At 69.6% G+C, this 21,559-nt stretch carries 21 protein-coding genes and 1 tRNA gene; 12 read left to right on the forward strand and 10 right to left on the reverse strand.

The window, feature by feature from the left end:
* Nucleotides 1-30: 30 nt before the first annotated feature.
* On the reverse strand, nucleotides 31-243 hold the full coding sequence (locus tag VF092_14855) for a hypothetical protein (GenBank protein ID HEX6748575.1): 213 nt from the start codon (nucleotides 241-243) through the stop codon (nucleotides 31-33).
* A gap of 465 nt (nucleotides 244-708) precedes the next feature.
* On the opposite strand from VF092_14855, the gene VF092_14860 reads away from it, so the two are divergent.
* The 9 genes from VF092_14860 to VF092_14900 all read left to right on the forward strand — a co-directional run bounded on the left by VF092_14860 (nucleotide 709) and on the right by VF092_14900 (nucleotide 7,108).
* Nucleotides 709-963 (forward strand): hypothetical protein, encoded by a 255-nt coding sequence (locus tag VF092_14860; GenBank protein HEX6748576.1) that lies wholly within the window; start codon nucleotides 709-711, stop codon nucleotides 961-963.
* Between the two features lie 284 nt (nucleotides 964-1,247).
* Nucleotides 1,248-1,328 (forward strand) — tRNA-Leu (locus VF092_14865).
* Nucleotides 1,329-1,368: 40 nt separating this feature from the next.
* Complete coding sequence (gene tig / locus VF092_14870) at nucleotides 1,369-2,676, forward strand: trigger factor (GenBank protein ID HEX6748577.1); 1,308 nt, start codon at nucleotides 1,369-1,371, stop codon at nucleotides 2,674-2,676.
* Between the two features lie 96 nt (nucleotides 2,677-2,772).
* The gene (locus VF092_14875; GenBank protein HEX6748578.1) at nucleotides 2,773-3,405 is read left to right on the forward strand and encodes an ATP-dependent Clp protease proteolytic subunit; all 633 of its coding nucleotides are present in this window, start codon (nucleotides 2,773-2,775) and stop codon (nucleotides 3,403-3,405) included.
* A 76-nt stretch (nucleotides 3,406-3,481) separates the two neighbouring features.
* Nucleotides 3,482-4,729 carry an ATP-dependent Clp protease ATP-binding subunit ClpX gene (gene clpX / locus VF092_14880; protein HEX6748579.1) on the forward strand — a complete coding sequence of 416 codons (1,248 nt, stop codon included), beginning with the start codon at nucleotides 3,482-3,484 and terminating at the stop codon, nucleotides 4,727-4,729.
* Nucleotides 4,730-5,081: 352 nt separating this feature from the next.
* The gene (locus tag VF092_14885; protein ID HEX6748580.1) at nucleotides 5,082-5,486 is read left to right on the forward strand and encodes a hypothetical protein; all 405 of its coding nucleotides are present in this window, start codon (nucleotides 5,082-5,084) and stop codon (nucleotides 5,484-5,486) included.
* A 123-nt stretch (nucleotides 5,487-5,609) separates the two neighbouring features.
* A complete protein-coding gene (yihA, locus tag VF092_14890) occupies nucleotides 5,610-6,266 on the forward strand; it encodes a ribosome biogenesis GTP-binding protein YihA/YsxC (GenBank protein HEX6748581.1) in 657 nt (218 codons plus the stop codon).
* Nucleotides 6,267-6,659 (forward strand): hypothetical protein, encoded by a 393-nt coding sequence (locus VF092_14895; GenBank protein HEX6748582.1) that lies wholly within the window; start codon nucleotides 6,267-6,269, stop codon nucleotides 6,657-6,659.
* Nucleotides 6,660-6,742: 83 nt separating this feature from the next.
* Complete coding sequence (locus tag VF092_14900; protein HEX6748583.1) at nucleotides 6,743-7,108, forward strand: hypothetical protein; 366 nt, start codon at nucleotides 6,743-6,745, stop codon at nucleotides 7,106-7,108.
* Between the two features lie 312 nt (nucleotides 7,109-7,420).
* Here VF092_14900 and VF092_14905 read toward each other — a convergent pair whose 3' ends face one another.
* The 9 genes from VF092_14905 to VF092_14945 form a co-directional block, all read right to left on the reverse strand.
* On the reverse strand, nucleotides 7,421-7,915 hold the full coding sequence (locus tag VF092_14905; protein HEX6748584.1) for a DUF6174 domain-containing protein: 495 nt from the start codon (nucleotides 7,913-7,915) through the stop codon (nucleotides 7,421-7,423).
* A 74-nt stretch (nucleotides 7,916-7,989) separates the two neighbouring features.
* Complete coding sequence (locus VF092_14910) at nucleotides 7,990-8,538, reverse strand: hypothetical protein (GenBank protein ID HEX6748585.1); 549 nt, start codon at nucleotides 8,536-8,538, stop codon at nucleotides 7,990-7,992.
* A gap of 7 nt (nucleotides 8,539-8,545) precedes the next feature.
* Nucleotides 8,546-8,800: a hypothetical protein gene (locus tag VF092_14915; protein ID HEX6748586.1), complete on the reverse strand. Its 255-nt coding sequence runs from the start codon at nucleotides 8,798-8,800 to the stop codon at nucleotides 8,546-8,548.
* 11 nt (nucleotides 8,801-8,811) lie between these two features.
* Nucleotides 8,812-9,246 (reverse strand): HD domain-containing protein, encoded by a 435-nt coding sequence (locus VF092_14920; GenBank protein ID HEX6748587.1) that lies wholly within the window; start codon nucleotides 9,244-9,246, stop codon nucleotides 8,812-8,814.
* An 89-nt stretch (nucleotides 9,247-9,335) separates the two neighbouring features.
* The gene (locus VF092_14925) at nucleotides 9,336-9,524 is read right to left on the reverse strand and encodes a hypothetical protein (protein HEX6748588.1); all 189 of its coding nucleotides are present in this window, start codon (nucleotides 9,522-9,524) and stop codon (nucleotides 9,336-9,338) included.
* 139 nt (nucleotides 9,525-9,663) lie between these two features.
* Nucleotides 9,664-11,058 carry a dihydrolipoyl dehydrogenase gene (gene lpdA / locus VF092_14930; GenBank protein ID HEX6748589.1) on the reverse strand — a complete coding sequence of 465 codons (1,395 nt, stop codon included), beginning with the start codon at nucleotides 11,056-11,058 and terminating at the stop codon, nucleotides 9,664-9,666.
* Between the two features lie 363 nt (nucleotides 11,059-11,421).
* Nucleotides 11,422-11,556 carry a hypothetical protein gene (locus tag VF092_14935; protein ID HEX6748590.1) on the reverse strand — a complete coding sequence of 45 codons (135 nt, stop codon included), beginning with the start codon at nucleotides 11,554-11,556 and terminating at the stop codon, nucleotides 11,422-11,424.
* A gap of 3 nt (nucleotides 11,557-11,559) precedes the next feature.
* On the reverse strand, nucleotides 11,560-12,882 hold the full coding sequence (gene odhB / locus VF092_14940; protein HEX6748591.1) for a 2-oxoglutarate dehydrogenase complex dihydrolipoyllysine-residue succinyltransferase: 1,323 nt from the start codon (nucleotides 12,880-12,882) through the stop codon (nucleotides 11,560-11,562).
* 290 nt (nucleotides 12,883-13,172) lie between these two features.
* Complete coding sequence (locus VF092_14945; GenBank protein HEX6748592.1) at nucleotides 13,173-16,028, reverse strand: 2-oxoglutarate dehydrogenase E1 component; 2,856 nt, start codon at nucleotides 16,026-16,028, stop codon at nucleotides 13,173-13,175.
* A 1,053-nt stretch (nucleotides 16,029-17,081) separates the two neighbouring features.
* Here VF092_14945 and VF092_14950 point away from each other — a divergent pair.
* From VF092_14950 to VF092_14960, 3 genes are all read left to right on the forward strand, one after another.
* On the forward strand, nucleotides 17,082-17,276 hold the full coding sequence (locus VF092_14950) for a hypothetical protein (GenBank protein ID HEX6748593.1): 195 nt from the start codon (nucleotides 17,082-17,084) through the stop codon (nucleotides 17,274-17,276).
* A 309-nt stretch (nucleotides 17,277-17,585) separates the two neighbouring features.
* Entirely contained in the window at nucleotides 17,586-18,881 is a 1,296-nt protein-coding gene (locus VF092_14955) for a DEAD/DEAH box helicase (protein ID HEX6748594.1), read from the forward strand.
* A gap of 436 nt (nucleotides 18,882-19,317) precedes the next feature.
* Nucleotides 19,318-21,558 carry a BamA/TamA family outer membrane protein gene (locus tag VF092_14960; GenBank protein HEX6748595.1) on the forward strand — a complete coding sequence of 747 codons (2,241 nt, stop codon included), beginning with the start codon at nucleotides 19,318-19,320 and terminating at the stop codon, nucleotides 21,556-21,558.
* Nucleotide 21,559 lies beyond the last annotated feature (1 nt).

Raw genomic sequence — 21,559 nt, forward strand, 5'->3', positions numbered from 1 at the left:
GCGGGGGCGACGTGTCCGCGGCGAGGCGGCTCAGTCGTGGCTGGCGCCGCGCTCCTCGCGGGGGTGGCCGTGGCCCTGGTTGATGGAGGTGCCGCTGCGGTCCAGGTCGCGGTCGGTGCCCGCCGTCCCCGGCTCGCGCGCGCCGAACTCGCTGCCGCGGTTGTGCTCGCCCTCGTCGCCCTCCGGCGTCATCCCCGTGGTGGCGCCGCCCGGCATCTGCGTCGTCTTCTTCAGGTCGCCCATGCTCCCTCCGTCGTGAGTCCATCTCCCCGGATCAGGATCGCCCGGGAGCCGCAAGACGTGTTCCGGCAACGGGATGCGCGGGAAGCATACGGAGCCGGGCCGTGTGCTTGCGCCACGAATCCGCCACGTCGAGTGATATCCGAGCAGCGACGCGGAGGTCACGGATCTTGCATCCGTCACGGAGTGGTTTCGAACGGACGTACGCGCTGTTGCGTGCGCGTTGCGGACGCGTTAGCTTGGCCAGTACAGCAGTGAAGGACACGACGTGGACGGAGGCAGGGTGCCTCCGGCCGCCCGCGGATTCGCGGCGCACGGCCGTGCGATGGCCGGCGAGGGAGAGGAGGTGGGTTATGAAAATTCCCAGCTTCAGCAGCGAGTCCGCCCCCGGCGACGCTCCATGAGGAACGCCTGCGCAGCGTTTGGCTGCGCGGGCGTTTTTGTTTCCCACACCTGAGGGAGGGTGAGATGCTCGATTCCGGAATGATCAACAAGATCCAGAAGGCGAGAGAATACGCCTCGGAGCCCGAGCGCATCCATTTCCGGAGCCTGGAAGTCGATTTCGACGGCAAGAACGGCGAGCACCACGTGGACTTCCGCGAGGGACACTGGCACTGCGACTGCGACTACTTCCGCGGCCACCACACCTGCAGCCACACGATGGCGATGGAGCGGGTGCTGGGAGTGATGGCCCCGGCCGAGGAAGCCGAGGCGCTGGCGTAAGGACGCCCCCGCCCTGCCGCGCCGCCGGACGGCGCGGCCTCCGATCGATCCGTGATCGCCGCGAGGGAAAGGCCTCGCGGCGATCCGTGTTTGGGAAGTCCCAAGTCCTGGGTCCTGAGTCCCAGGTCCTAAGTTTCCACCCTGGGGGAAACAGGCCTTTGGACGGGTCCTGGAGAGGACCCCGGGACCCAAGTCGTGCAGCCCCAATTCCTTCCAGAACGGACGTCTCTCCGGCTCGGTTGCCCGGCCCCGCGACCCGGTCTATATTCAGCGGTTGTTTCCGGGCGAAAGTGGCGGAATGGTAGACGCGCCGGACTTAGGATCCGGTGGCCTCGGCCGTGGGGGTTCGAGTCCCCCCTTTCGCACCTTCCTTCAAGAACATCGCAAATGGACAAGCGGGAATAGATGGCGGACCAGAGCACCACCACCGGCGGCCTGCAGGTGAGCGTCGAAGAGCAGTCGTCCTACGGGCGCCGCATCTCCGTGACCGTGCCGCCCGAGCGCGTGCGGCGCATCCGGCAGAGCGTCACCGCGCAGATCACGCGCAACGTGCGCCTCCCCGGCTTCCGCAAGGGCAAGCTCCCCGACAGCCTGGTCCAAAAACAGTTCGGCCAGGCCATCGAGCAGGAGACGGTGGACCGGGTGATCCAGGAGACCTACCGCGAGGCGCTGGAGCAGGAGGGGATCCGCCCCATCAACCAGGGCGCCGTCAGCGACGTGCACTACCACGGCGACGGCGGCGAGCTGCACTACCACGTGGAGCTCGAGGTGCAGCCCAGCGTGGAGCTGGCCCGCACCGGCGGCTTCGTGATCGCCCGCCCGAGCGACGCCGTGGCCGACGCGGAGATCGACTCCATCCTCGAGCGGCTGCGCTCCGAGCGCGCCACGTTCCACACCGTGGACGACCGCAAGCCGGACCAGGGCGACGAGGTGCAGGTGCGCATCACCCCCCAGGCGGCCGACGACGCGGAGGAGGAGCCGCAGCCCGAGGAGTACAAGTTCGTGCTCGGCGAGGGGCAGGCCATCCAGCCCATCGAAGAGGCGATCATGTCGCTGATGCCCGGCGAGGAGGGCGAGTTCGACATCGCCTTCCCCGAGGAGTTCGGCGACCCCGCGATGGCCGGGCAGACGAAGCACATGAAGATCGGGGTGGTGGAGCTGCGCCGCCGCGAGTTTCCCGAACTCGACGACGAGTTCGCCCAGTCGATGGGCGGCGGCTTCGACACCCTCGAGGCGCTGCGCGAGCGCATCGGCGGCGACCTGCGCGAGGAGGCCCGTGGCCGCGCCGATTCGGCCTTCCGCGACGCGCTGCTGGACCAGGTGGTCGAGGCCAACAGCGTCGAGGCCCCGCGCTCGATGGTCGACAACTACCTGGAGTACATGACCGGCGGCGCCACGCCGGCCGGTCGGGCGCGGCAGCGCACGCCCGAGCAGGAGGAACGCTTCTCGCAGTTCCGCGAGATGATGCGCCCGCAGGCCGAAGCCGCCATCAAGCGCATGCTGGTGGTGGAGACGCTGGCCGACCGCGAGGGGCTGCGCGCCACCTCCGACGACCTCGACGCGCGGGTGGAGGCGCTGGCCCAGCAGCACGGCCGGCAGCCCGGCGACGTGTGGCTGGAGCTGGAGAAGAGCGGGCAGCTGCAGCAGCTCGAGGCGCAGCTCACCGAGGAGAAGGTGCTCGGGTGGCTGCAGCAGCAGAACACCGCGGGCTGACGCGGAGAACCCGCGGCGCCGGCCGGTGTACGGGCGCATCGGAGACGAACCGCGCGGGACAGCAATCCACCTGTACGGACGGTACGGAACAGAACCATGCCGATATACGCGCCCTACGTGATCGAGCGCTCCTCCCGGGGCGAGCGCAGCTACGACATCTTCTCGCGGCTGCTGATGGACCGGATCGTGTTCCTGGGTAGCGGGATCAACGACGACGTGGCCAACGTGATCATCGCCCAGCTGCTCTTTCTCCAGAGCGACAACCCGGAGAAGGACGTGTACCTGTACATCAACTCGCCCGGCGGGTCGGTGTACGCGGGGATGGCGATCTACGACACCATGAAGTTCCTCTCCTGCGACGTGAACACGTACTGCATGGGAATCGCCGCCAGCATGGGCTCGTTCCTGCTGTCGGCGGGGACCAAGGGGAAGCGTTACGCGCTCCCCAACTCGCGCATCATGCTGCACCAGCCCAGCGGCGGCAGCCAGGGGACCGCGGCCGACATCGAGATCCAGGCGCGCGAGCTCCTGTTCATCCGCGAGCGGATGAACCTGATCTACGCCGAGAACACCGGGCAGACGCCCGAGAAGATCGCCGAGGACCTGGACCGCGACCGCTTCATGAGTCCCGACGAAGCCAGGACGTACGGGCTGATCGACCACGTGATCGCCCACAAGGAGGCGGCGGACATGGTTCCCGTCGCCGCCGAGACGGGCATCACCCGCTAGCCGGCACCCGCTGCGCCTCCGCCGCCCGAGCCGCGGCGGGGGCGCGTCCCCCGGAAATCTCCGTCAGCAGGACCTCATGCCCAGCGACAAGCACCTCCGCTGCTCATTCTGCGGAAAGTCCAAGGACTCGGTGAAGCGGTTCATCTCCGGGCCCTCGGTCTACATCTGCAACGAGTGCATCTCGCTCTGCAACGAGATCCTGGCCGAGGAGGAGATCAAGGAGGCCGCCACCGCGGCCACCCCGGTCCCCACCCCCACGGAGATCAAGGAGGTGCTCGACCAGTACGTGGTGGGGCAGGAGGCGGCCAAGAAGGCGCTCTCCGTCTCGGTCTACAACCACTACAAGCGGGTGAACCACCAGGGGGTGATGGACGAGGTCGAGCTCGACAAGTCCAACATCCTGCTGATCGGCTCCACCGGCGTGGGGAAGACGCTGCTGGCGCAGACGCTCGCCCGCGTCCTGCACGTCCCCTTCACCATCGTCGACGCCACCACGCTGACCGAGGCCGGCTACGTGGGCGAGGACGTGGAGAACATCCTCGTCCGCCTGCTGCAGGCCGCCGACTTCAACGTGGCCGAATGCGAGCGGGGGATCATCTACATCGACGAGATCGACAAGATCGCACGCAAGAGCGAGAACCCGTCGATCACCCGCGACGTCAGCGGCGAGGGGGTGCAGCAGGCGCTGCTGAAGATCCTGGAGGGAACCACCGCCTCGGTGCCGCCGCAGGGCGGGCGGAAGCATCCCCAGCAGGAGTACATCCAGATCAACACGCGCCACATTCTGTTCATCTGCGGCGGCGCGTTCGACGGGCTGGAGAAGATCATCGAGGGGCGCACCGGCAAGCGGCAGATCGGCTTCGCGGGCGAGCGCCCGGCCGAGCGCACGCCGCTGGAGAAGGCCGACCCCTTCCGCGACGTGGAGCCCGAGGACCTGCTGCGCTTCGGCCTCATCCCCGAGCTGGTGGGCCGCCTCCCCGTCACCGTGACGCTGGAGAACCTGGACGAGGACGCGCTGGTGCGCATCCTGACCGAGCCGAAGAACGCGCTGGTCAAGCAGTACCAGAAGATCTTCCAGATGGACGGCGTGGGGATCACCTTCGACCCCGGCGCCATCCGCGCCATCGCCTGCCAGGCCATCGAGCGCGGCACCGGCGCCCGCGGCCTGCGCGCGGTGATCGAGAACCTGATGCGCGACATCATGTTCGACATCCCCAGCCGGCAGGACGTGCGCGAGGTCGTGGTCACCCCCGAGTGCGTGACCGACTCCGTGCCGCCGCTGCTCGTGCTGGCCGCGGAGCCGCGGAAGAAGAAGGAAGCATAGGGGGCTGGAGACGAGGATCGAGGGGGGCGCCGGGCATACCGGCGCCCCCGCTGGTTTTGCGTCACGGATTCGCTCTTCGTCGGTCCCCGGATAATGATTTCTCACGCGGAGACGCGGAGCCGCGGAGGGGATGACGTGCTCCTCCGCGGCTCCGCGTCTCCGCGTGAGAATCACCCAGCCTGGACCAGACACCGGCGCTTGGCCAAGGACGATGTAGACACCCTCAACGGGATGGAGTGATCATCACGGATGCGCCGTAAGGAGCGCTCTTGTTGATCCGCCACCGGACCTGTATCCTGTGCATGTTTCCATGGTGCACGATCCTGCTTCCCGCCCGGAGGGCAATCCCACAATGACCACCACCACTCGCGGTCCGTCCGTTCCCGTCATCCGCTACGCCGCCAAGCGCGCGGTCGCCCGCAAGTCGCTCCGCAAGGTCGCCGCCGAGATGGGGATGGCCGTCTCGTGGCTCAACGGCTTCGTCGACGGCAAGGAGCGCACGCTCCGCGCGAAGACCATGCGCATGCTGCGCGAATGGTACATGCGCGAGGGGATCGGCCTGGCCGACCAGGACGCCGACACCGCCACCTCGGCCATCGACTTCCTGACCGGCGGCATCCTCGACAACGACGACCGCGACCGGCTGCGCGACCGGCTGGTCGACACGATCGAGAAGGCCTACGCCTCCCAGGGCCCCGTCCCCGACTGGATCAAGTCGCTCCAGGGAGATGGAGGGGAGAGGAAGGACCAGAGTTGAGCGAAGCGGGGCGCCCGGCGAGGCGCCCCGCGGCCGTTTCTCCCCGCCCCGCCTTGCGCCCGCCCGCCTCCGGTGCCAACCTCCCCGCCGTCCCGTACTTCCGTTCTCCCGCGCTACCGGACCGTGCGCATCAAATCCGTGGAGTTCGCCGGCGCCATCGGGCAGATCGGGCAGGCCCAGCCCGAGGCGGCGCGCGGCATGAAGCAGGTGGCGTTCTCGGGCCGCTCCAACGTCGGCAAGTCGTCGCTCATCAACCGGCTCCTGGGCCGCACGCGCACGGCCATCGCCCGCGTGAGCGCCGCGCCGGGGAAGACGCAGGAGATCAACTTCTATCGGGTCCACGCCGACCCGGGCGACTTCTTCCTGGTCGACCTTCCCGGCTACGGCTTCGCGCGGGTGCCGAAGGAGCTGCGCGACAGGTGGCGGCCGCTGATCCACGGCTTCCTCTCGCGCTCCGAGGAGCTCGCCGGCGTGGTGCAGCTGGTCGACCTGCGCACCGGCCCCACGCCCGACGACCTGCAGTCGGTCGACTACCTGGCCGAGCTGGGCATCCCCGTGCTCTTCGCCTTCACCAAGGCCGACAAGCTGAGCAGGACCGAGCGCGAGAAGGCCTTCGCCAGGGCGGTGAAGAAGCTGGGGATCGACCCCGACCAGGCCATCGCCTTCTCGTCGCTCAAGGGCACCGGCCGCGAGGAGCTGCTCGAGACCCTCGGCGCCCTCCTCTTCCCCGACGCGGCCGACGACGGCGCGGAGGGGGATGAAGAGGGAGGAGACGAGTAGATGCTGCGCTGGCTGAAGGAGAACCTGCGCCGCTCCGCCGAGGCGCGGCAGGCGAAGAGGGAGGGGAAGCTGTATCCCGAGTCCCTGACGGTGGTGACGTTCGACGAGGCGGGGATCCGCGGCGAGGCGCCGGGATCCGAGCCGTGGATGATCGCCTGGCCCGAGCTCGAGCGCGTGGAGATCCACACGACCGACGAGGGTCCCTGGGCGGCGGACGTGTTCTGGGTGCTGCGCACCGCGTCGGCCGCGTACGCGGTGCCGCAGGGCGCGACGGGAGAGAAGGAGCTGTTCGAGCGCTTCCAGCAGCTTCCCGGCTTCGACAACGAGTCGGTCGTCGCCGCGATGGGATCGGTGGAGAACCAATCCTGGGTGTGCTGGACGCGCGACGGGTGACGCGGCCCTCGCGCCATCCCCCGCGGCGGACTACCATTCTCCATCGATCCCCAACCCCTTCGTTCCCCACCCGGAGCAACCGCATGCGCCGCGCGTTCCTTTCCATCGCCCTGATCCTGCTGGCGCTTCCGGCGCTCGGCGGGTGCTCGCTCCTGCGCGGCGGCTCGGTCGGCGAGGTGGTGACGCTGGAGGTCGACAACAACCTGGCCGTCCCCCAGCCGATCACCGTCTACGCGTACTCCGACGTGGGCGCGCGGCAGCTGGTCGGCAGCGTGTCGCCCGACCGGCAGGCGGTGCTGCGCTTCCGGTCGGCGCACATCGCCGGCAACTACCGCTTCGTGGCCATGGTCCGCCGCAACGCGCAGCTCGTTTCCACCCCCGTGAACCTCAACGGCGGCGAGACGGTGACCTGGGAGCTGCGCAACAACACGCTGCTGGTGGCACGGTAGACGGAGCAAACGGGCGTTCCGCCTCCCCTCGTGCGCTCCGCACGACCGGTGGCCGGCGGCAAAACGGCGGCGGCGCATCTCCGCGAGGGGGATGCGCCGCCGTTTCTCCGTCACCGACCCGCTTCAGCCGAAGCGGACCGGAGGCAATGCATGGGAACCAAAGTTGTTCAAGGACCACAGGTTACGACGAGACATCCAGGCAGGAAAAGGGTGAGCGCGATCACGGACAGGCGCACGAGCTTGCGCGACATGGGCGTCTCCGACGGGGGGGATTCGGGTGTGGATGAGCCCATGAAGGCGCAAGAAGCACACCTACTGCAACCCCACTGCAGATAGCGTGATCTCGAACTCGGTCATGCTCCAGCCGAACTCCTCGTCGGCCACGTTCCGGGAGTAGTCGATCTCCACCCGCCTCGGCACCCCGAGCGTGCTGTACGTCGCCTGCAACTCCGCCGCGTCGCGGTCGATGGCGTCCTGGATCTTCGCGAACAGGTCCTCCACCGTGCCGAGCCCGGCGGCCAGACTCGCCGGCACCGGCTGCCCGTCGTCCGCCCACACGCGCGACGCCACCTCCCCGCCCGACACGGTCACCCGCATCGCCCGCACCCCGCAGAAGCAGATCGGCTGCACGGTGTACCGGTAGCTGCTGCTCCCCCTCTCCTCCCAGCGCGAGCGCGCCGCGCGCAGGTCTTCGCGTGCCTCGTCGAGGTGGTCGAGGCCGAACGGCCAGCGGCACCCGCCCGCGGCCAGCAGCAGGAGCGTCGCGACGGCGGCGCGGGAGCGGAGGCGGGCGAGTGTGCAATTCATGCGCATGTCCCCGGTTCGAAGTGGTGAAGCCGAGAACGAGAACGCGCGGAGGCCGAAAAGGTAGGACAGGGAGATCAGCCGCGTGCGATGCGGTTCAGCACGGCCTGCCACGCATCGGCCAGACCGTGCGCCTGCGCGAGCTCGGCAACGCGCTGATGATCGATGTCGCTGCCGGACGAGCGCAGCATGCTGGAGATGTCGCGGAGCTGCCGCTCGGAGCCGGAGAAGGCGAAGTATTCGAGCTTCTTGAAGATCAGCTCCTCGGGCGGCGAGAAATTGGCGAGACGGCCCGACGGAGCCTTGAGGCGCCGCGCACGCTCGATCTGGCTCAGCGAGACCGGATCGGCGGCGACGTAGACGTCGATCTTCAGCGCCTCCTTGAACAGCAGGATGTTGAACTGCCCGCCGGTGCGAACGGCTTCGATTGCCGCCTGCTGGTCGTGATAGTAGTCGGACGCGGGAAAGCGGCTGAGGAATCGCGGGACGTCCGCGGCGCGGAGCGAGACGACCACGTCGATGTCGGAGGTGACGCGGAACTCGCCGTACGCCATCGAAGCGATAGAGCCGCCGATCGCGTACGGCAGCCCGAGATCCTCGCATACGTCCGCGACCAGATCGATCAACTCCGTTTCACTCTCCAAGGTACCTCCGCGTAATCTCCTCCTGCAGGCGCTCGGGAGACCACTCCGGGTGCAGCGACTCGAGCTGGGAGCGCAGCGCACGGCGCATGTATCGCGAGTGGCGGGCGGCGGCCTGGAGCCGCTGCTCCGGCGTCCAGCCGCGCAGTACCGCGATCAACTCCTCGTCGGCGAGCTCCACTGCGATCTCTCGCAGCTCGCCGTCGATCACGCGGAAGACTCCGGTCCTGTTGTCGACGCGATCCATGACCGTTGCTTTCAGGAGCCGCTCACGTCGGACGTCAGCCGGCGCCAGGCGCGGAGGTACTTGTTGAGCCGCTCCACGTCCTTCTCGCTGAGGTTGCCGGTGCGGCGAACGTCCATGTTGTCCTCGAGGTCGGCGATCTTCACGCGGCGGGCAACGGGGTTCGCAGCGGAGCGGTCGACGAACGCGTCGTACGGCTCGCCCTCGCGCTTGGTGAGCGCGTCGACCGCCTCGACCACCTCCTCGGCGAATCCCCGCGCGCGGAGGTCGTCCAGCGTCCACGGCGTGTCCTCCACCACGTCGTGGAGCACGGCGGCCATGCGCTCGGCCTCGGTCTGCACGCGGAACATCACCCGCAGCGGGTGCAGGATGTACGGCGCGCCGGCGCGGTCCTTCTGCCCAGCGTGCGCCTCTACCGCGATGCGGATCGCCTCCTCGATGTTCGACATGGGTCGAATCTAAGCCTGTGGCTCCGGAGATGAAAACGCCCGCGCACCCCGGTCGGGATGCGCGGGCGATCTCGCGTCCGCCATCACGCTCAGGAGCTGCCGATCTGCTCCAGCAGCGCGTTCAGGCGGCGCTGCTTGTCGTGCAGCGCCTCGCGCAGGTCGTAGTCGTCGGTGTGCACGATCTCGTCATGCAGCTCGTTCAGGTAGTGGCTCAGCACCTCGCGCAGGAGGCCCGCGTCCTGGTCGGTCAGGTTCAGACTGGTTCCCATGGTCGGCATCGTAGAAGTCCTCGATTTCGCGGCGGAGGTTCCCGGGGTCGATCGGCGTCGCAGCTCGATCAACCGCTCGCCGCCCACCCATCCATCGGACGAAATCCCGCCCGCCCGTAAGGCAACCTCCGCGCCCGTCCCGTCGCCGCTAAATGTGGATGGCGCGCCCCGCCACCGCCAGCGCCGCCTCCTTCACCGCCTCGGGGAGCGTGGGATGCGCGTGCACCGTTCGCGCCACGTCTTCCGCCGCGCCCTGGAACTCCACCGCCAGCGCCGCCTCGGCGATCATGTCCGACGCGCGGGGCCCCAGGATGTGCAGCCCGAGGATGCGGTCGGTCTTCGCGTCGGCGATCACCTTCACGAAGCCGTCCTGCTCGGCCATCGCCTTCGCGCGCCCGTTGGCGGAGAAGGGAAACTTGCCGGTCTTGATCTCGTGCCCTGCGGCCTTCGCCTCTTCCTCGCTCATCCCCACCGACGCGATCTCGGGCCAGGTGTAGACGACGTTGGCGACGGCGTCGTAGTTGACGTGTCCGTGCTTCCCGGCGGCGAACTCCACGGCGGCCACGCCCTCTTCCTCCGCCTTGTGCGCCAGCATCCGCCCGCCGATCGCGTCGCCGATGGCGTAGATGCCGGCGACGCCGGTGTGGTAGCGCCCGTCCACCTTGATCACCCCGCGCTCCAGGCGGATCCCCTGCTCCTCGATGCCCATCCCCTCGGTGTACGCGCGCCGGCCGACGGCCACGAGGAGATAGTCGCACTCGATCGGCTCCGCGCCCTCGACGGAGACGACCACCTTGTCACCCCGCCGCTCGGCGCCGGAGACGCGCTGGCCGGTGCGGATGTCGAAGCCCTGCTTGCGGAGGATGCGGTCGGCCGCCTTCACCACCTCGCCGTCCATCCCGGGGAGGATGCTGGGCATCGCCTCGAGCACCGTGACCTTCGCGCCCAGGCGCAGCCACACGCTTCCCAACTCCAGCCCGATCACCCCGCCGCCGACGACCACCAGGTGGCCGGGGACCTGGGGGATGGAGAGCGCGCCGGTGGAGTCGATGATGCGCTCGTGGTCGAACTTGAGGAACGGCAGCTCCACCGGGACGGAGCCCGGCGCCAGGACGATGTGCTTCGCCCGGACGACCGTCTTCGTCCCGTCCTCCGCCGCCACCTCGATCGTCTCCGGCGAGGTGAGCCGGCCGAAGCCGCGGATCCACTCGATCTTGTTCTTCTTGAAGAGGTAGGCCACGCCGTCGGTGAGCCCCTTCACCACGCCGTCCTTGCGCGTGTGCAGCGCGGCGACGTCGATCTGCGGCTCGGCCACCTGGATGCCGTGGTCCCGCGCCTTGTGGCGGATCTGCTCGAACAGCTCGGAGCTGTCCAGCAGCGCCTTGCTGGGGATGCAGCCGATGCGCAGGCAGGTGCCCCCCAGCGCCGGCTCCTTCTCGATGCAGGCGGTCCTGAACCCCAGTTGCGCCGCGCGGATCGCCGCGACGTATCCGCCGGGCCCCGCGCCCAGCACCACCAGGTCGAACGTCTTCTCGTCAGCCATATATCTGCAGTCCTTTTGGCCTTTACGTGTCAGCGGCCCGCTCCCCGAACAGTGTCATCCTGAGGGAGGCGCCGCACCGAACTCGTCACTGCACCAGCTCCTGGCGCCGACCGAAGGATCTACTCGCCCCGCGGACAGGCCTGCTCGACGCGCCGAAATCTCCGCGGGACCAACAAGATCCTTCGGGCGCGGCAAGATATGGCGTGGACGCCGGTTGCGGCGCACCGCGTCCTCAGGATGACATCACGGGTGTGAACACATCCATGCTCCAGCCACAGCGGCATTCTGGCGCATCCGCCCGATGCGCGAAAGTGCGGGCGTGCAACGCACTCCCGCACTTCCGCTCTCACACGGCGTGCCGTATCACCGCTGGTCGAGGAGCAGCTCCTCGTAGATATCGTCCTCGCTGCTGCTCCAGATCTTGTCGAGCGCCGACTGCGTTGCCGCGAGCCAGAACGCTCGTTCCTCGTCGGTCTCCATCGCCTGCGGCACGTCCATCGATCACCCCTCGATCAGCATCGCGAGCGGGTCTTCGAGGAGCTGCTTGACCGTCACCAGGAAGCGCACGGCCTCGCTGCCGTCCACGATGCGGTGGTCGTAGGTGAGGGCGACGTACATGATGGGGCGGATCGTGATCTCGCCATTCACCACCACCGGGCGCTCGACGATGTTGTGCATCCCCAGGATGCCGACCTGCGGGGGGTTCAGGATCGGCGTCGACAGCATCGACCCGAAGATCCCGCCGTTGGTGATGGTGAAGGTGCCGCCCTGCAGCTCCTCCAGCGTCAGCTTGCCGTCGCGCGCCTTCTTCCCCAGCTCGCCGATCTCCCGCTCCAGCTCGGCGAAGGACTTCCGGTCGGCGTTGCGGACGACGGGGACGACCAGCCCCTCCTCGGCCCCGACGGCGATGCCGATGTCGTAGTACTGCTTGAGGACGATCTCGTCGCCCTGGATCTCGGCGTTCAGCCGCGGGAAGGTTTTCAGCGCGCCGATCACCGCCTTGGTGAAGAACGACATGAAGCCGAGCTTCACCCCGTGCTTCTTGACGAACTCGTCCTGGCGGCGCTTGCGCAGCTCCATCACCGCGCTGAGATCGACCTCGTTGAAGGTCGTCAGGCTCGCCGTCGTCTGCTGCGCCTCCACCAGCCGCCGCGCGATGGTCTGCCGCCGGCGAGTCATCCGCTGGCGAATCTCCGCCCGGTCGCCGTTCACCGACGGCGCGGCGGACGGAGCCGTCGCCGCCGCGGGCGCGGAGGTCGCGGGGGACGACGTCGCCGGCGCGGCGGCCGGTGCCTCGCGCTGCGGCGCGCCGGCGGCGGCGCGGCCGTCCTCGATGCGCTTGAGGACGTCTTCCTTGGTGACGCGCCCGTTGGGGCCGGAGCCCTGGACCGTCGCCAGGTCGATCCCGTGCTCGGCGGCGATGGCGCGCGCCGCGGGCGAGGTCGGCGCATCCGCGGAGCCGGCGGCGGGCGTCTCGGCCGTCACCGTCGCGGTGGCGGCGGACGCAGTGGGCGCGGCGGCGCCTTCCTTCTCCTCGTAGCGCGCGGTGGCGGCGCGGCCCTCCTCCGCGGCGGCGGGGGCGGCGGCGCCGGCCTCCATCTCCGCCAGCAGCTCGTTCACGCCGACGGTGTCGCCCTCGTTCTTGCGGATGGCGCCCAGCGTGCCGTCGGCGGGGGCGGCCACCTCGACCGTGATCTTGTCGGTCTCGAGCTCCACCAGCACCTCGTCCTTGCGGACGGCGTCGCCAGCCTTCTTCGACCAGCGGCCGACGGTGGCCTCGACGACGGACTCGCCCAGCGGCGGAACGCGAATCTCAACCGGCATCTCTGGAACCCAGGGTACAGGGAACAGGGAACAGGGGACAGCTCCGGCGGCGCGGAGGCTGCTCCCGCCCTTCACTCAGGCTTTTCTCTCAATCGAGCGTCACGCGGAAGCTCGCTCCTGCCCGCGCCGAGGCGCCCTCTCCCTGCCGCTTCGCGGCGGTCCCTCCCCCAAAACCGACTGGGGGAGGGACGAAGGCGCTTCGCGCGGCTTACTTCGATCGCGCGGCGGCCGTCTCCTCGTCGGGACCAACTGCAGAGGTGGAGATCAAACCACTTGCTGTCCCCTGTCCTCTAGAGCTTCCGCTTGCCGATCAGCGCGTCGGCGCCGGCCGGCGCGCCGGAGAGCGCGGCGCGCACGATGCGCGTCTGCTCGGCGGCGTGGCGGTGCGCGTAGCCCTCGGCGGGGCTGGCGCGCTCGGGGCGGCCCTCGTAGCGCAGCGGCAGCTCGCCCAGCAGCTCGCGCAGGCGCGGCTCCACGAAGGTCCACGCGCCCATGTTGCGCGGCTCCTCCTGCACCCACACCACCTCGCGCACGCCCGGGAAGCGCGCCAGCGCTTCGCGGATCTCCTCGCCGGGGAAGGGATACAGCTCCTCCACCCGTGCCACGGCGATCCGGTCCACCCCCTCGATCGACAGCCGCTCGGCGCGCTGCTCGTCGCCCGTGCCCACCAGGTCCACGAACACCTTGCCGCTGCAGAGCACAAGCCGCGTGACCTCCTCGGCGCTCCCGCCGTACGGCTGGTCCACCAGCACCGGCTGGAAGGTGCCGGTGGCGAGCTGCTCCAGCGTGGCCGCGGCGTACGGGTGGCGCAGCAGGCTCTTGGGGCTCATCACGATCAGCGGGCGCGGCTGGCTGCCGAGGAACGCCGCCTGCCGGCGCAGGAGATGGAAAAACTGCGCGCTCGTCGTCGGGTAGACCACGCGGAGGTTGTCCTGCGCGCAGAGCTGGAGATAGCGCTCCAGGCGCGCGCTGGAATGCTCCGGCCCCTGCCCCTCGTAGCCGTGGGGGAGAAGGAGCGCCAGCCCGGACGTCTGCCCCCACTTCTGGAAGCTGGCCGCCAGGTACTGGTCGATCATCACCTGCGCGCCGTTGGCGAAGTCGCCGAACTGCGCCTCCCACAGCACCAGCGTCTGCGGATCGCACACCGAGTAGCCGTACTCGAAGCCCACCACCGCCATCTCCGACAGCGGCGAGTTGTAGACCTCGAAGCTGGCCCGCGCCTGCGGCAGCGTGTGCAGCGGCGTGAGCTTGGCCCCCGTGTTCGCGTCGTGCAGCACCGCGTGGCGATGGCTGAAGGTGCCGCGCTCGGCGTCCTGCCCCGTCAGCCGCACCGGCACCCCCTCCGCCAGCAGCGACGCGAACGCCAGCGCCTCGGCGTGCCCCCAGTCGATCGCCGGGGCGGCCGAGTCCAGCGCGTCGCGCCGCTTCTGCAGCACGTTGCGCTCGAGGCGCGGGTTGGGGGTGAAGCCCTCGGGGCGCAGGAGCAGCCCCTCGTTCAGCTCGCGCAGGCGGTCCGCGTCCACGCCCGTGTGCAGCGGGTCGCGCCGGTGGCCGTTGCGCGACGGCTCGTCGTCCTCGTCGGCGTGATGCAGGTCGTCGGGGCCGAGCGAGGCCAGCACCCGCGCCAGCTCGTCGGTCACCGCCTTCGCCATCGCCTCCGCCTCTTCCGCGGTGACGACGCCCTCGCCCACCAGCCGCTGCGCGTACACCTCGCGCGCGGTGGGATGCGTGCGGATGGCCTCGTACATCACCGGCTGGGTAAAGAGCGGCTCGTCGCCCTCGTTGTGCCCCCAGCGCCGGTAGCCGACGAGGTCGATCACGAAGTCCTTGCGGAACTTCTGCCGGTAGGCGAAGGCCAGCCGGGTGACCGCCAGGCACGCCTCGGGGTCGTCGGCGTTCACGTGCACCACGGGGATTTCGAACCCCTTGGCCAGGTCGCTGGCCCAGCGCGTCGACCGGTCTTCCTCGGGGTCGGTGGTGAAGCCGACCTGGTTGTTGGCGATGAGGTGCAGCGTGCCGCCCACGGTGTAGCCGCGCAGCCCGCGCATGTTCAGCGTCTCCGCCACCGTTCCCTGCCCGGGGAAGGCGGCGTCGCCGTGGATCAGCACCGCGAAGGCGGCATCGTGGTCCACCGCGGGGAGCCCCGGGCGCGAGGTATCGTCCTGCGACGCGCGCGTCATCCCCACCACCACGGGGTTCACGAACTCCAGATGGCTGGGATTGGGGGAAAGGGTGACGCGGATGCGGCGGCCGCCGACCTCCCGCTCGCCCTCCCACCCCATGTGGTACTTCACGTCGCCCGACGGCTCGTCGGTGTTCTGACCGTCTTCCGCCGCGGGGGCAAGCTGCGCGCTCTGGAAGCCGGCCAGCATCATCGCGTACGGCTTGCCCAGCACGTGGGTGAGCACGTTCAGCCGGCCGCGGTGCGCCATCCCGATCAGCACCTCGCGCCCGCCCGCCTCGGCCGCCTCGCGCACCACCTCGTCGAGCATCGGGACCATGGCGTCGGTCCCCTCGATCGAAAAGCGCTTCTGGCCGAAGAAGGTGCGGTGCAGGAAGCGCTCGAAGCCGTCCACCTCGGTCAGCCGCTGCAGCAGCGCCTTCTTCCGCTCGGGGGGCAGCGGCTGGGCGTAGCGGCCGGTCTCGATGGCCTCGCGCAGCCAGGCGCGCTCGGCGGCGTGGGGGATGTGGTGGTAGTCGAACCCCACGCTGCCGCTGTAGATCTGCCGGAGGCGGCGCACCTCGGCCAGCAGGTTGGGCGAGCGCGGGTCGTGCCCGAGCACCACGGCCGCGGGGAGCGACTCCAGGTCGGACTCGCTCAGACCGTAGGATTCGAGGGCCAGCGCGGGATCGGGATCGGGCTCGGAGCCCAGCGGATCCAGCCGCGCGGCGGTCAGCCCGCGCGTGCGGATGGTGCGCGACATCTCGCGCGCCGACACCAGCTTGGAGACGTCGATCCCGGTCGCGGCGCCGGCCTGCCCGGCGGGCGCGGGCGTCGGAGCCGCCGCCTCGAGCCGCGCGGGAGAGAAGTCGCGGAAGTATGCCTGCCACTGCGCGTCCACCGAGCCGGGGTCGCGCAGGTACTGCTCGTAGAGGTCCAGCACGTAGCCCGCGTTGGGGCCGTGGAACTCGCGAAAATCGGACATGGGCCTGGTCACCCTTCGTGCGGACGCGCCCGCGCGGGCGCGCCTGAACGCCCGCCTTCCGTCGGCAGATTCGCGGCGGAAGGCGGGCAAAACGCCGTAACTTACACCGCGTTGCCGCCGCCCGCCACCGTGCGTTCCCCGGCGGGACTGCAACAATCAGACGCGGTCGAACCGCAGGTTCGGGGAGTGATACACCACACCCTCCTCCAACGACGATGGACTCACGCGGAGACGCGGAGGACGCGGAACACACGGAGACAGACCCTCATGCAGTTCTCCGCGTCTCCGCGTGAGTCCATCGAGATTGCTCGATCCGCGCCAACAGTGGGGGCCGAACACAAAAAGAGAGCAGCGCCGTGTCTTTCGACTCGGCGCCGCTCCACTGTCCGGCGGTCCTTTTCGAAGGTCCGCACCTTCGGGCTTCTGGAGAGGTTGCCGCATCGGGCCTCGGCCCGACCCCCGGGTTCGCCACCCGGCTCCTTTTGGGCTTCGTTCGACCGGCTTTCGCCCGCCGACGCAGCGCAGCAACAACGACCTACGTTTCAGCCCTCCGATCAGTCCCACCGGCCAGGCGCAGCATCTCAGGCCTTTTCCGCATGTGCCAGATCCCCTCGTCGGTTCACCGGCGCGGCTCCCGGGCGTCCCCGTGATGACCGTCGCGCTGCACTCTGGAGCCAATGATACAGGCGTGGCACGGTTGGGTCAAGGGTTTTTATTTGAGAAGTTTTTCACAACCTAAATCGTTATAATTACTAGCTTTCGGTTTTCATCGGGTACGGTGGAATTTCGGAAAACATTGCACCCTCTTATGACGCGTTTCTCACGCCCTCGGCGGCATCCCCATGATCCATCCGGTCTTGCGAGATGCGGACGCGCAGGACGTTGACGGCGGCCTGCCGTTGGACCGCTTTCACACGCTTCCCGATCCCCATCGGCATTCCCGTCGGAGTGTCGTCCAGACGAGCTCCGTCGGCAGATTCTTGCGAAGCGCCTTCGTCGTGTAGATTGTCCTGCAGGGATGTGCTCCTCGAACCCACGCGACGGACTCCACGGATGCCCACCCGATCGCTCACCACCACGCTGCTCGTCGTCGCGCTCGGCATCGGCGCGTGCGGGCAGGCGCCGCCCGACCCGCGGCGCCAGCGCTACGAGGCGGACAAGGCGCGCTGCGACTCGCTCTCGCAGGACGGCGGCGCGCGCAAGAGCTGCATGACCTACCGCGGCTGGCCCGACGGGAAGTTCCGCTGACTCGTTCAGTCCGTGCGGAAGGATGACGAGGCGGGGACGCTCCGGCGTCCGCGCCTCGTTTTTGTGGCCGCAGGTGGCGTAAATCTTCGAAATTGCTTAAATTACAAGGTTTGCATCCCGGCCGGTGCCGGAAACGGATGCGACGCGGCCACCCGCAGGAGGGAGCGGCCGCCCGCGCCGGCAGCGGATGCAGGCTGCGCACGATGCGCGAAACTCACCAGGCGCGAGCATACGCGAAAGGGCGGAACGGCCGCCGCGCGCCGACCACAGCGGACCCGGAACCTTGAGCCCGGGCACACAAAGGACAGAATGCGATTCGATGAGCTGAACCTCGCACCGGAGCTGGTGCGAAACGTGACCGAGCTCGGTTACGAAATCCCCACCCCCATCCAGCAGCAGGCCATCCCCGCCGCCCTCGAGGGGCGCGACGTGCTGGGCCGGGCGCCCACGGGCACCGGCAAGACGGCGGCCTTCATGCTTCCCACCCTGCACCGCCTGCGCGGCAAGGAAGGGCTGCGCGCGCTGGTCGTGTGCCCCACGCGCGAGCTGGCCATCCAGGTGGCCGACAGCGCGAAGGACTACGCGAAGCACACGGAGATGTTCGTGGGCGTGGTGTACGGCGGCGTGCCCCTGGACAAGGACCTGCGCGACCTCCGCGCCGGCGTCGAGATCCTCGTGGCCACGCCGGGGCGCCTGATCGACCACATGGAGCGGGCGAACGTCGACCTGGGCCAGGTGGAGGTCCTCGTCCTCGACGAGGCCGACCGGATGCTGGACATGGGCTTCAAGCCGCAGATCGACCAGATCCTGCGGCGGGTGCCGAAGGTGCGGCAGACGCTGTTCTTCAGCGCGACGATGCCCAACGCGGTGAAGTCGCTCGCCTACGAGATGCTGCGCGACCCCGTCACGGTGGAGGCGGCGCCGAAGGTGACCACCGCCGAGGGCGTGGAGCAGTTCGTCTATCCCGTGGAGGGGCGGCAGAAGCCGGAGCTGCTGGAGAAGATCCTCAACCAGCCCGAGGTGGAGAGCGCGCTGGTGTTCGTGCGCACCAAGTTCGGCGCCGACCGCCTGGCCAGCCAGCTGACCCGCGGCGGGATGCAGGTGGAGGTGATGCACAGCGACCGGAACATGACCCAGCGCGTGCGCGCGCTGGAGGCGTTCCGCGAGCGGCACGTGAAGGTGCTGATCGCCACCGACGTGGCGCAGCGCGGGATCGACGTGGAGGGGATCAGCCACGTGATCAACTTCGACGCGCCCAAGGACCCCGAGGGGTACGTGCACCGCGTGGGCCGCACGGCGCGCGCGGGCGAGAAGGGCGTGGCCATCACCTTCATGTCGGGCGGCGAGATCGGCGACGTGGCGGCGGTGGAGCACCTGCTCGGGCACCGCATCCCCCGCGTGCACGTCCCCGGCTTCAGCTTCCACTCGGCGGCCGCGACCGCCGAGGTGGCGGAAGGCGGCGAGGAGGCGCAGACGGTGGTGGAGCTGCCGCCCACCATCCAGCAGCAGAAGGCCGACCGCACCAGCCGCGGGCGCCGCATGGGCACCCGCAGCGGCAGCGAGCTCTCGCCCGAAGAGCTGGCGAAGCTGCTCAAGGTGGGTTGACGGGACCCTCCCGGCGGTGGACACGCGATGTCCGCCGTCGAGAACAGATGAGCGGCCTCCGCATCGCGCGGGGGCCGCTTTTTCGTGTCCCGATTCATCGAAGGATGAGTCTCACGCCGAGGCGGGGAGGACCGCGGAGAACTCATCGCCCTCCATCTTTTCTCCGCGTCTCCGCGCCTCCGCGCGAGGCCGTTCCGTTCCAGGCTCGCGGCGGCGCGTGGGAGATGCGCGTCCGGCGTGAGAACCCGCCGCCGGCCCGCGGCTGCAACTTTCCCGAAAAACGCTGGCACGGCGGATGCGCGGCGAACGTGCGTTTGCCGCGTCGCCGGGCGTTTTGACCCGCCGCCGCACCGGTGTAGATTCCCCGCCCGCCGTTCCACGGACGCTGGTCCGCGGAGGCGCCGCGGCTTTGCCCCGACAACCCGAGCCACACCCGATGCTCGCACGCTCCGCGCGCGGCACCCCCATCCGGACGGCCTGCTTCCGCGCGGCGGCACTGCTGTGCGCGCACGGGGCACTGTCCGCCTGCGCCGGCTCCGGCACCCGCCCGGGCGGGCCCTTTCCCCAGCTGCAGCAGTTCGAGGGGCGCGAGATCCACGCGGTCACCCTCACCGGCGACCTGCAGACGGTGCCGCGCGACTCGCTGATGCGGGTGATCGCCACGCGCCCCTCGCGCTGCAAGACGCTCTTCCTCCCCGTCTGCCTCCCCCTGGTCTCGCGCCAGGAGCAGCACCGGCTGGACATGCAGGTGCTGGGGCGCGACGTGGTGCGCATCGACCTGGTCTTCCGCGACAACGGCTACTACGGCACGCGCGTGGTGCCCACGGTGGACGAGGTCCCCGGCGACGAGGTGGACGTGCGCTTCACCGTGTTCCCCGGCGACCGGGTGACGCTGCGCGGGCTGGCCATCTCCGGCGCCGAGGGGGTGATCGACACCGCGCGGCTGCTGCGCCGCATCCCCCTGAAGCCGGGCGAACCCTTCCGCCGCAACGACTTCCTGGCCTCGGTCGACTCCACCCGCAACGCGCTGCTCGACGCGGGGCACGCGTACGCGCAGGTGCTGCGCAACTACCAGATCGACACCATCGCCGACGTGGCCGACGTGAACCTGGAGGCCGCGCCGGGGCCGCTGGTGACGGTGGACACGATCCTGTTCGACGGGCTGGACCGCATCCGCGAGCGCACCGCCCGGCGGCAGCTGACCTTCCGCGAGGGCGACTCGCTGCGCTCCCGCGACCTGATCCGCAGCCAGCGCAACCTGTACGAGGTGGAGCTGGTGCGCTACGCCACGGTGGAGGTGGCGCCCGAGTCGCTGCAGGTGACGCCCGACTCGGCCGAGCTGGCGGCCGACAGCATCGGCAGCACGGTCCTGGTCCGCATCGCCGAGGCGCCGAAGTACGCGGTGGACGCCTCGCTCGGCTACGGCACGCTGGACTGCTTCCGCGGCGGCATCCAGCACACCGACCGCAACTTCCTGGGCGCCGCGCGCCGGCTCACCCTGACCGCCACCGTGGCCAAGGTGGGCGTGGGCGGGGCGCTGGACGCGGGGCTCGACCGCTCGATCCTGTGCCGGGCCTTCGAGCTGGACTCGCTCTCCGATCCCGTCGACACGGTGATCGCCGGTGCGCTGAACTACCGGCTGGCGGCGGACTTCCTGCAGCCGCGGCTGTTCGGCACGCGCAACAGCGTGACGCTGACCGCGTACGCCGAGCAGATCTCCGAGCTCGGCCTGTACCTCCGCAAGGACCGCGGCGGGCAGCTGGGGCTGGTGCGCGACCTGGGGCCGGGGACGGTGTTCTCCACCACCTACACGGTGGAGCGGGGGTCGACCAACGCGCACGACATCTTCTTCTGCGTGGTCTACGAGGTCTGCACCCCCGCGAACATCGACACGCTGCGGAGCCCCCGCTGGAGCAACTCGCTCTCCGCCGGGGTGGTGCGCTCGCGCGTGCGGCTCGACCCCTTCCCCACCGGCGGCTACCAGTTCCGCGTGGGGAGCGACCTGGCCAGCACCTGGCTGGGCTCGGAAGACCGCTATCTCCGCGCGCAGGGCGACGGGAGCATCTACCAGCCCATCGGCAACGGGCTGGTGCTGCAGTTCCGGCTGATGGGGGGCACCTTCCTGGAGGGGCTGCTGGACTCGAGCAGCGGCTTCATCCCCCCGCAGAAGCTGTTCTACGGCGGCGGGGCCACCACCGTGCGCGGCTTCCGGCGCAACGAGCTGGGGCCGGTGGTCTACACCATGCGACAGGGGACCGACTCGGTGGAGATCGGCGGCGTGCGCCAGCCCGAGGCCGACACCGTGCTCTCGGCCACCGGCGGGCGAAAGATCGTGGTGGGAACGGTGGAGCTGACCGCGCCGATGCGGGTGATGGGATACCAGGTGCGCCTGGCCGGCTTCGTGGACGCGGGGCGCGTGTGGGACCCGGCCGACAGCACGCTGATCTCCCCGCCGCTGCGCTTCACCCCCGGCGTGGGCGGACGCATCGCCACGCCGGTGGGGCCGGTGCGCATCGACGTGGCCTACAACCCCTATCCCCTCCCCCGCGGGCCGCTGTACCTGATCGGCCCCTCGGGCGACATCGTGGGGCTGCTCGACCCCAACTTCAAGCCGGAGCGCGGCCGCGGCTTCCTGAAGCGGCTGACGCTGCACATCTCCATCGGCCAGACCTTCTGAG

The sequence above is a fragment of the Longimicrobium sp. genome (assembly GCA_036377595.1).
GTDB lineage: Bacteria > Gemmatimonadota > Gemmatimonadetes > Longimicrobiales > Longimicrobiaceae > Longimicrobium.

Coding starts and splice junctions, on each gene's coding strand:
- VF092_14855 (HEX6748575.1), bottom strand. CDS start 243: ATGGGCGACCTGAAGAAGACGACGCAGATGCCGGGCGGCGCCACCACG.
- VF092_14860 (HEX6748576.1), top strand. CDS start 709: ATGCTCGATTCCGGAATGATCAACAAGATCCAGAAGGCGAGAGAATAC.
- tig (HEX6748577.1), top strand. CDS start 1,369: ATGGCGGACCAGAGCACCACCACCGGCGGCCTGCAGGTGAGCGTCGAA.
- VF092_14875 (HEX6748578.1), top strand. CDS start 2,773: ATGCCGATATACGCGCCCTACGTGATCGAGCGCTCCTCCCGGGGCGAG.
- clpX (HEX6748579.1), top strand. CDS start 3,482: ATGCCCAGCGACAAGCACCTCCGCTGCTCATTCTGCGGAAAGTCCAAG.
- VF092_14885 (HEX6748580.1), top strand. CDS start 5,082: ATGACCACCACCACTCGCGGTCCGTCCGTTCCCGTCATCCGCTACGCC.
- VF092_14895 (HEX6748582.1), top strand. CDS start 6,267: ATGCTGCGCTGGCTGAAGGAGAACCTGCGCCGCTCCGCCGAGGCGCGG.
- VF092_14900 (HEX6748583.1), top strand. CDS start 6,743: ATGCGCCGCGCGTTCCTTTCCATCGCCCTGATCCTGCTGGCGCTTCCG.
- VF092_14905 (HEX6748584.1), bottom strand. CDS start 7,915: ATGAATTGCACACTCGCCCGCCTCCGCTCCCGCGCCGCCGTCGCGACG.
- VF092_14915 (HEX6748586.1), bottom strand. CDS start 8,800: ATGGATCGCGTCGACAACAGGACCGGAGTCTTCCGCGTGATCGACGGC.
- VF092_14920 (HEX6748587.1), bottom strand. CDS start 9,246: ATGTCGAACATCGAGGAGGCGATCCGCATCGCGGTAGAGGCGCACGCT.
- VF092_14925 (HEX6748588.1), bottom strand. CDS start 9,524: ATGCCGACCATGGGAACCAGTCTGAACCTGACCGACCAGGACGCGGGC.
- lpdA (HEX6748589.1), bottom strand. CDS start 11,058: ATGGCTGACGAGAAGACGTTCGACCTGGTGGTGCTGGGCGCGGGGCCC.
- VF092_14935 (HEX6748590.1), bottom strand. CDS start 11,556: ATGGACGTGCCGCAGGCGATGGAGACCGACGAGGAACGAGCGTTCTGG.
- odhB (HEX6748591.1), bottom strand. CDS start 12,882: ATGCCGGTTGAGATTCGCGTTCCGCCGCTGGGCGAGTCCGTCGTCGAG.
- VF092_14945 (HEX6748592.1), bottom strand. CDS start 16,028: ATGTCCGATTTTCGCGAGTTCCACGGCCCCAACGCGGGCTACGTGCTG.
- VF092_14950 (HEX6748593.1), top strand. CDS start 17,082: ATGCCCACCCGATCGCTCACCACCACGCTGCTCGTCGTCGCGCTCGGC.
- VF092_14955 (HEX6748594.1), top strand. CDS start 17,586: ATGCGATTCGATGAGCTGAACCTCGCACCGGAGCTGGTGCGAAACGTG.
- VF092_14960 (HEX6748595.1), top strand. CDS start 19,318: ATGCTCGCACGCTCCGCGCGCGGCACCCCCATCCGGACGGCCTGCTTC.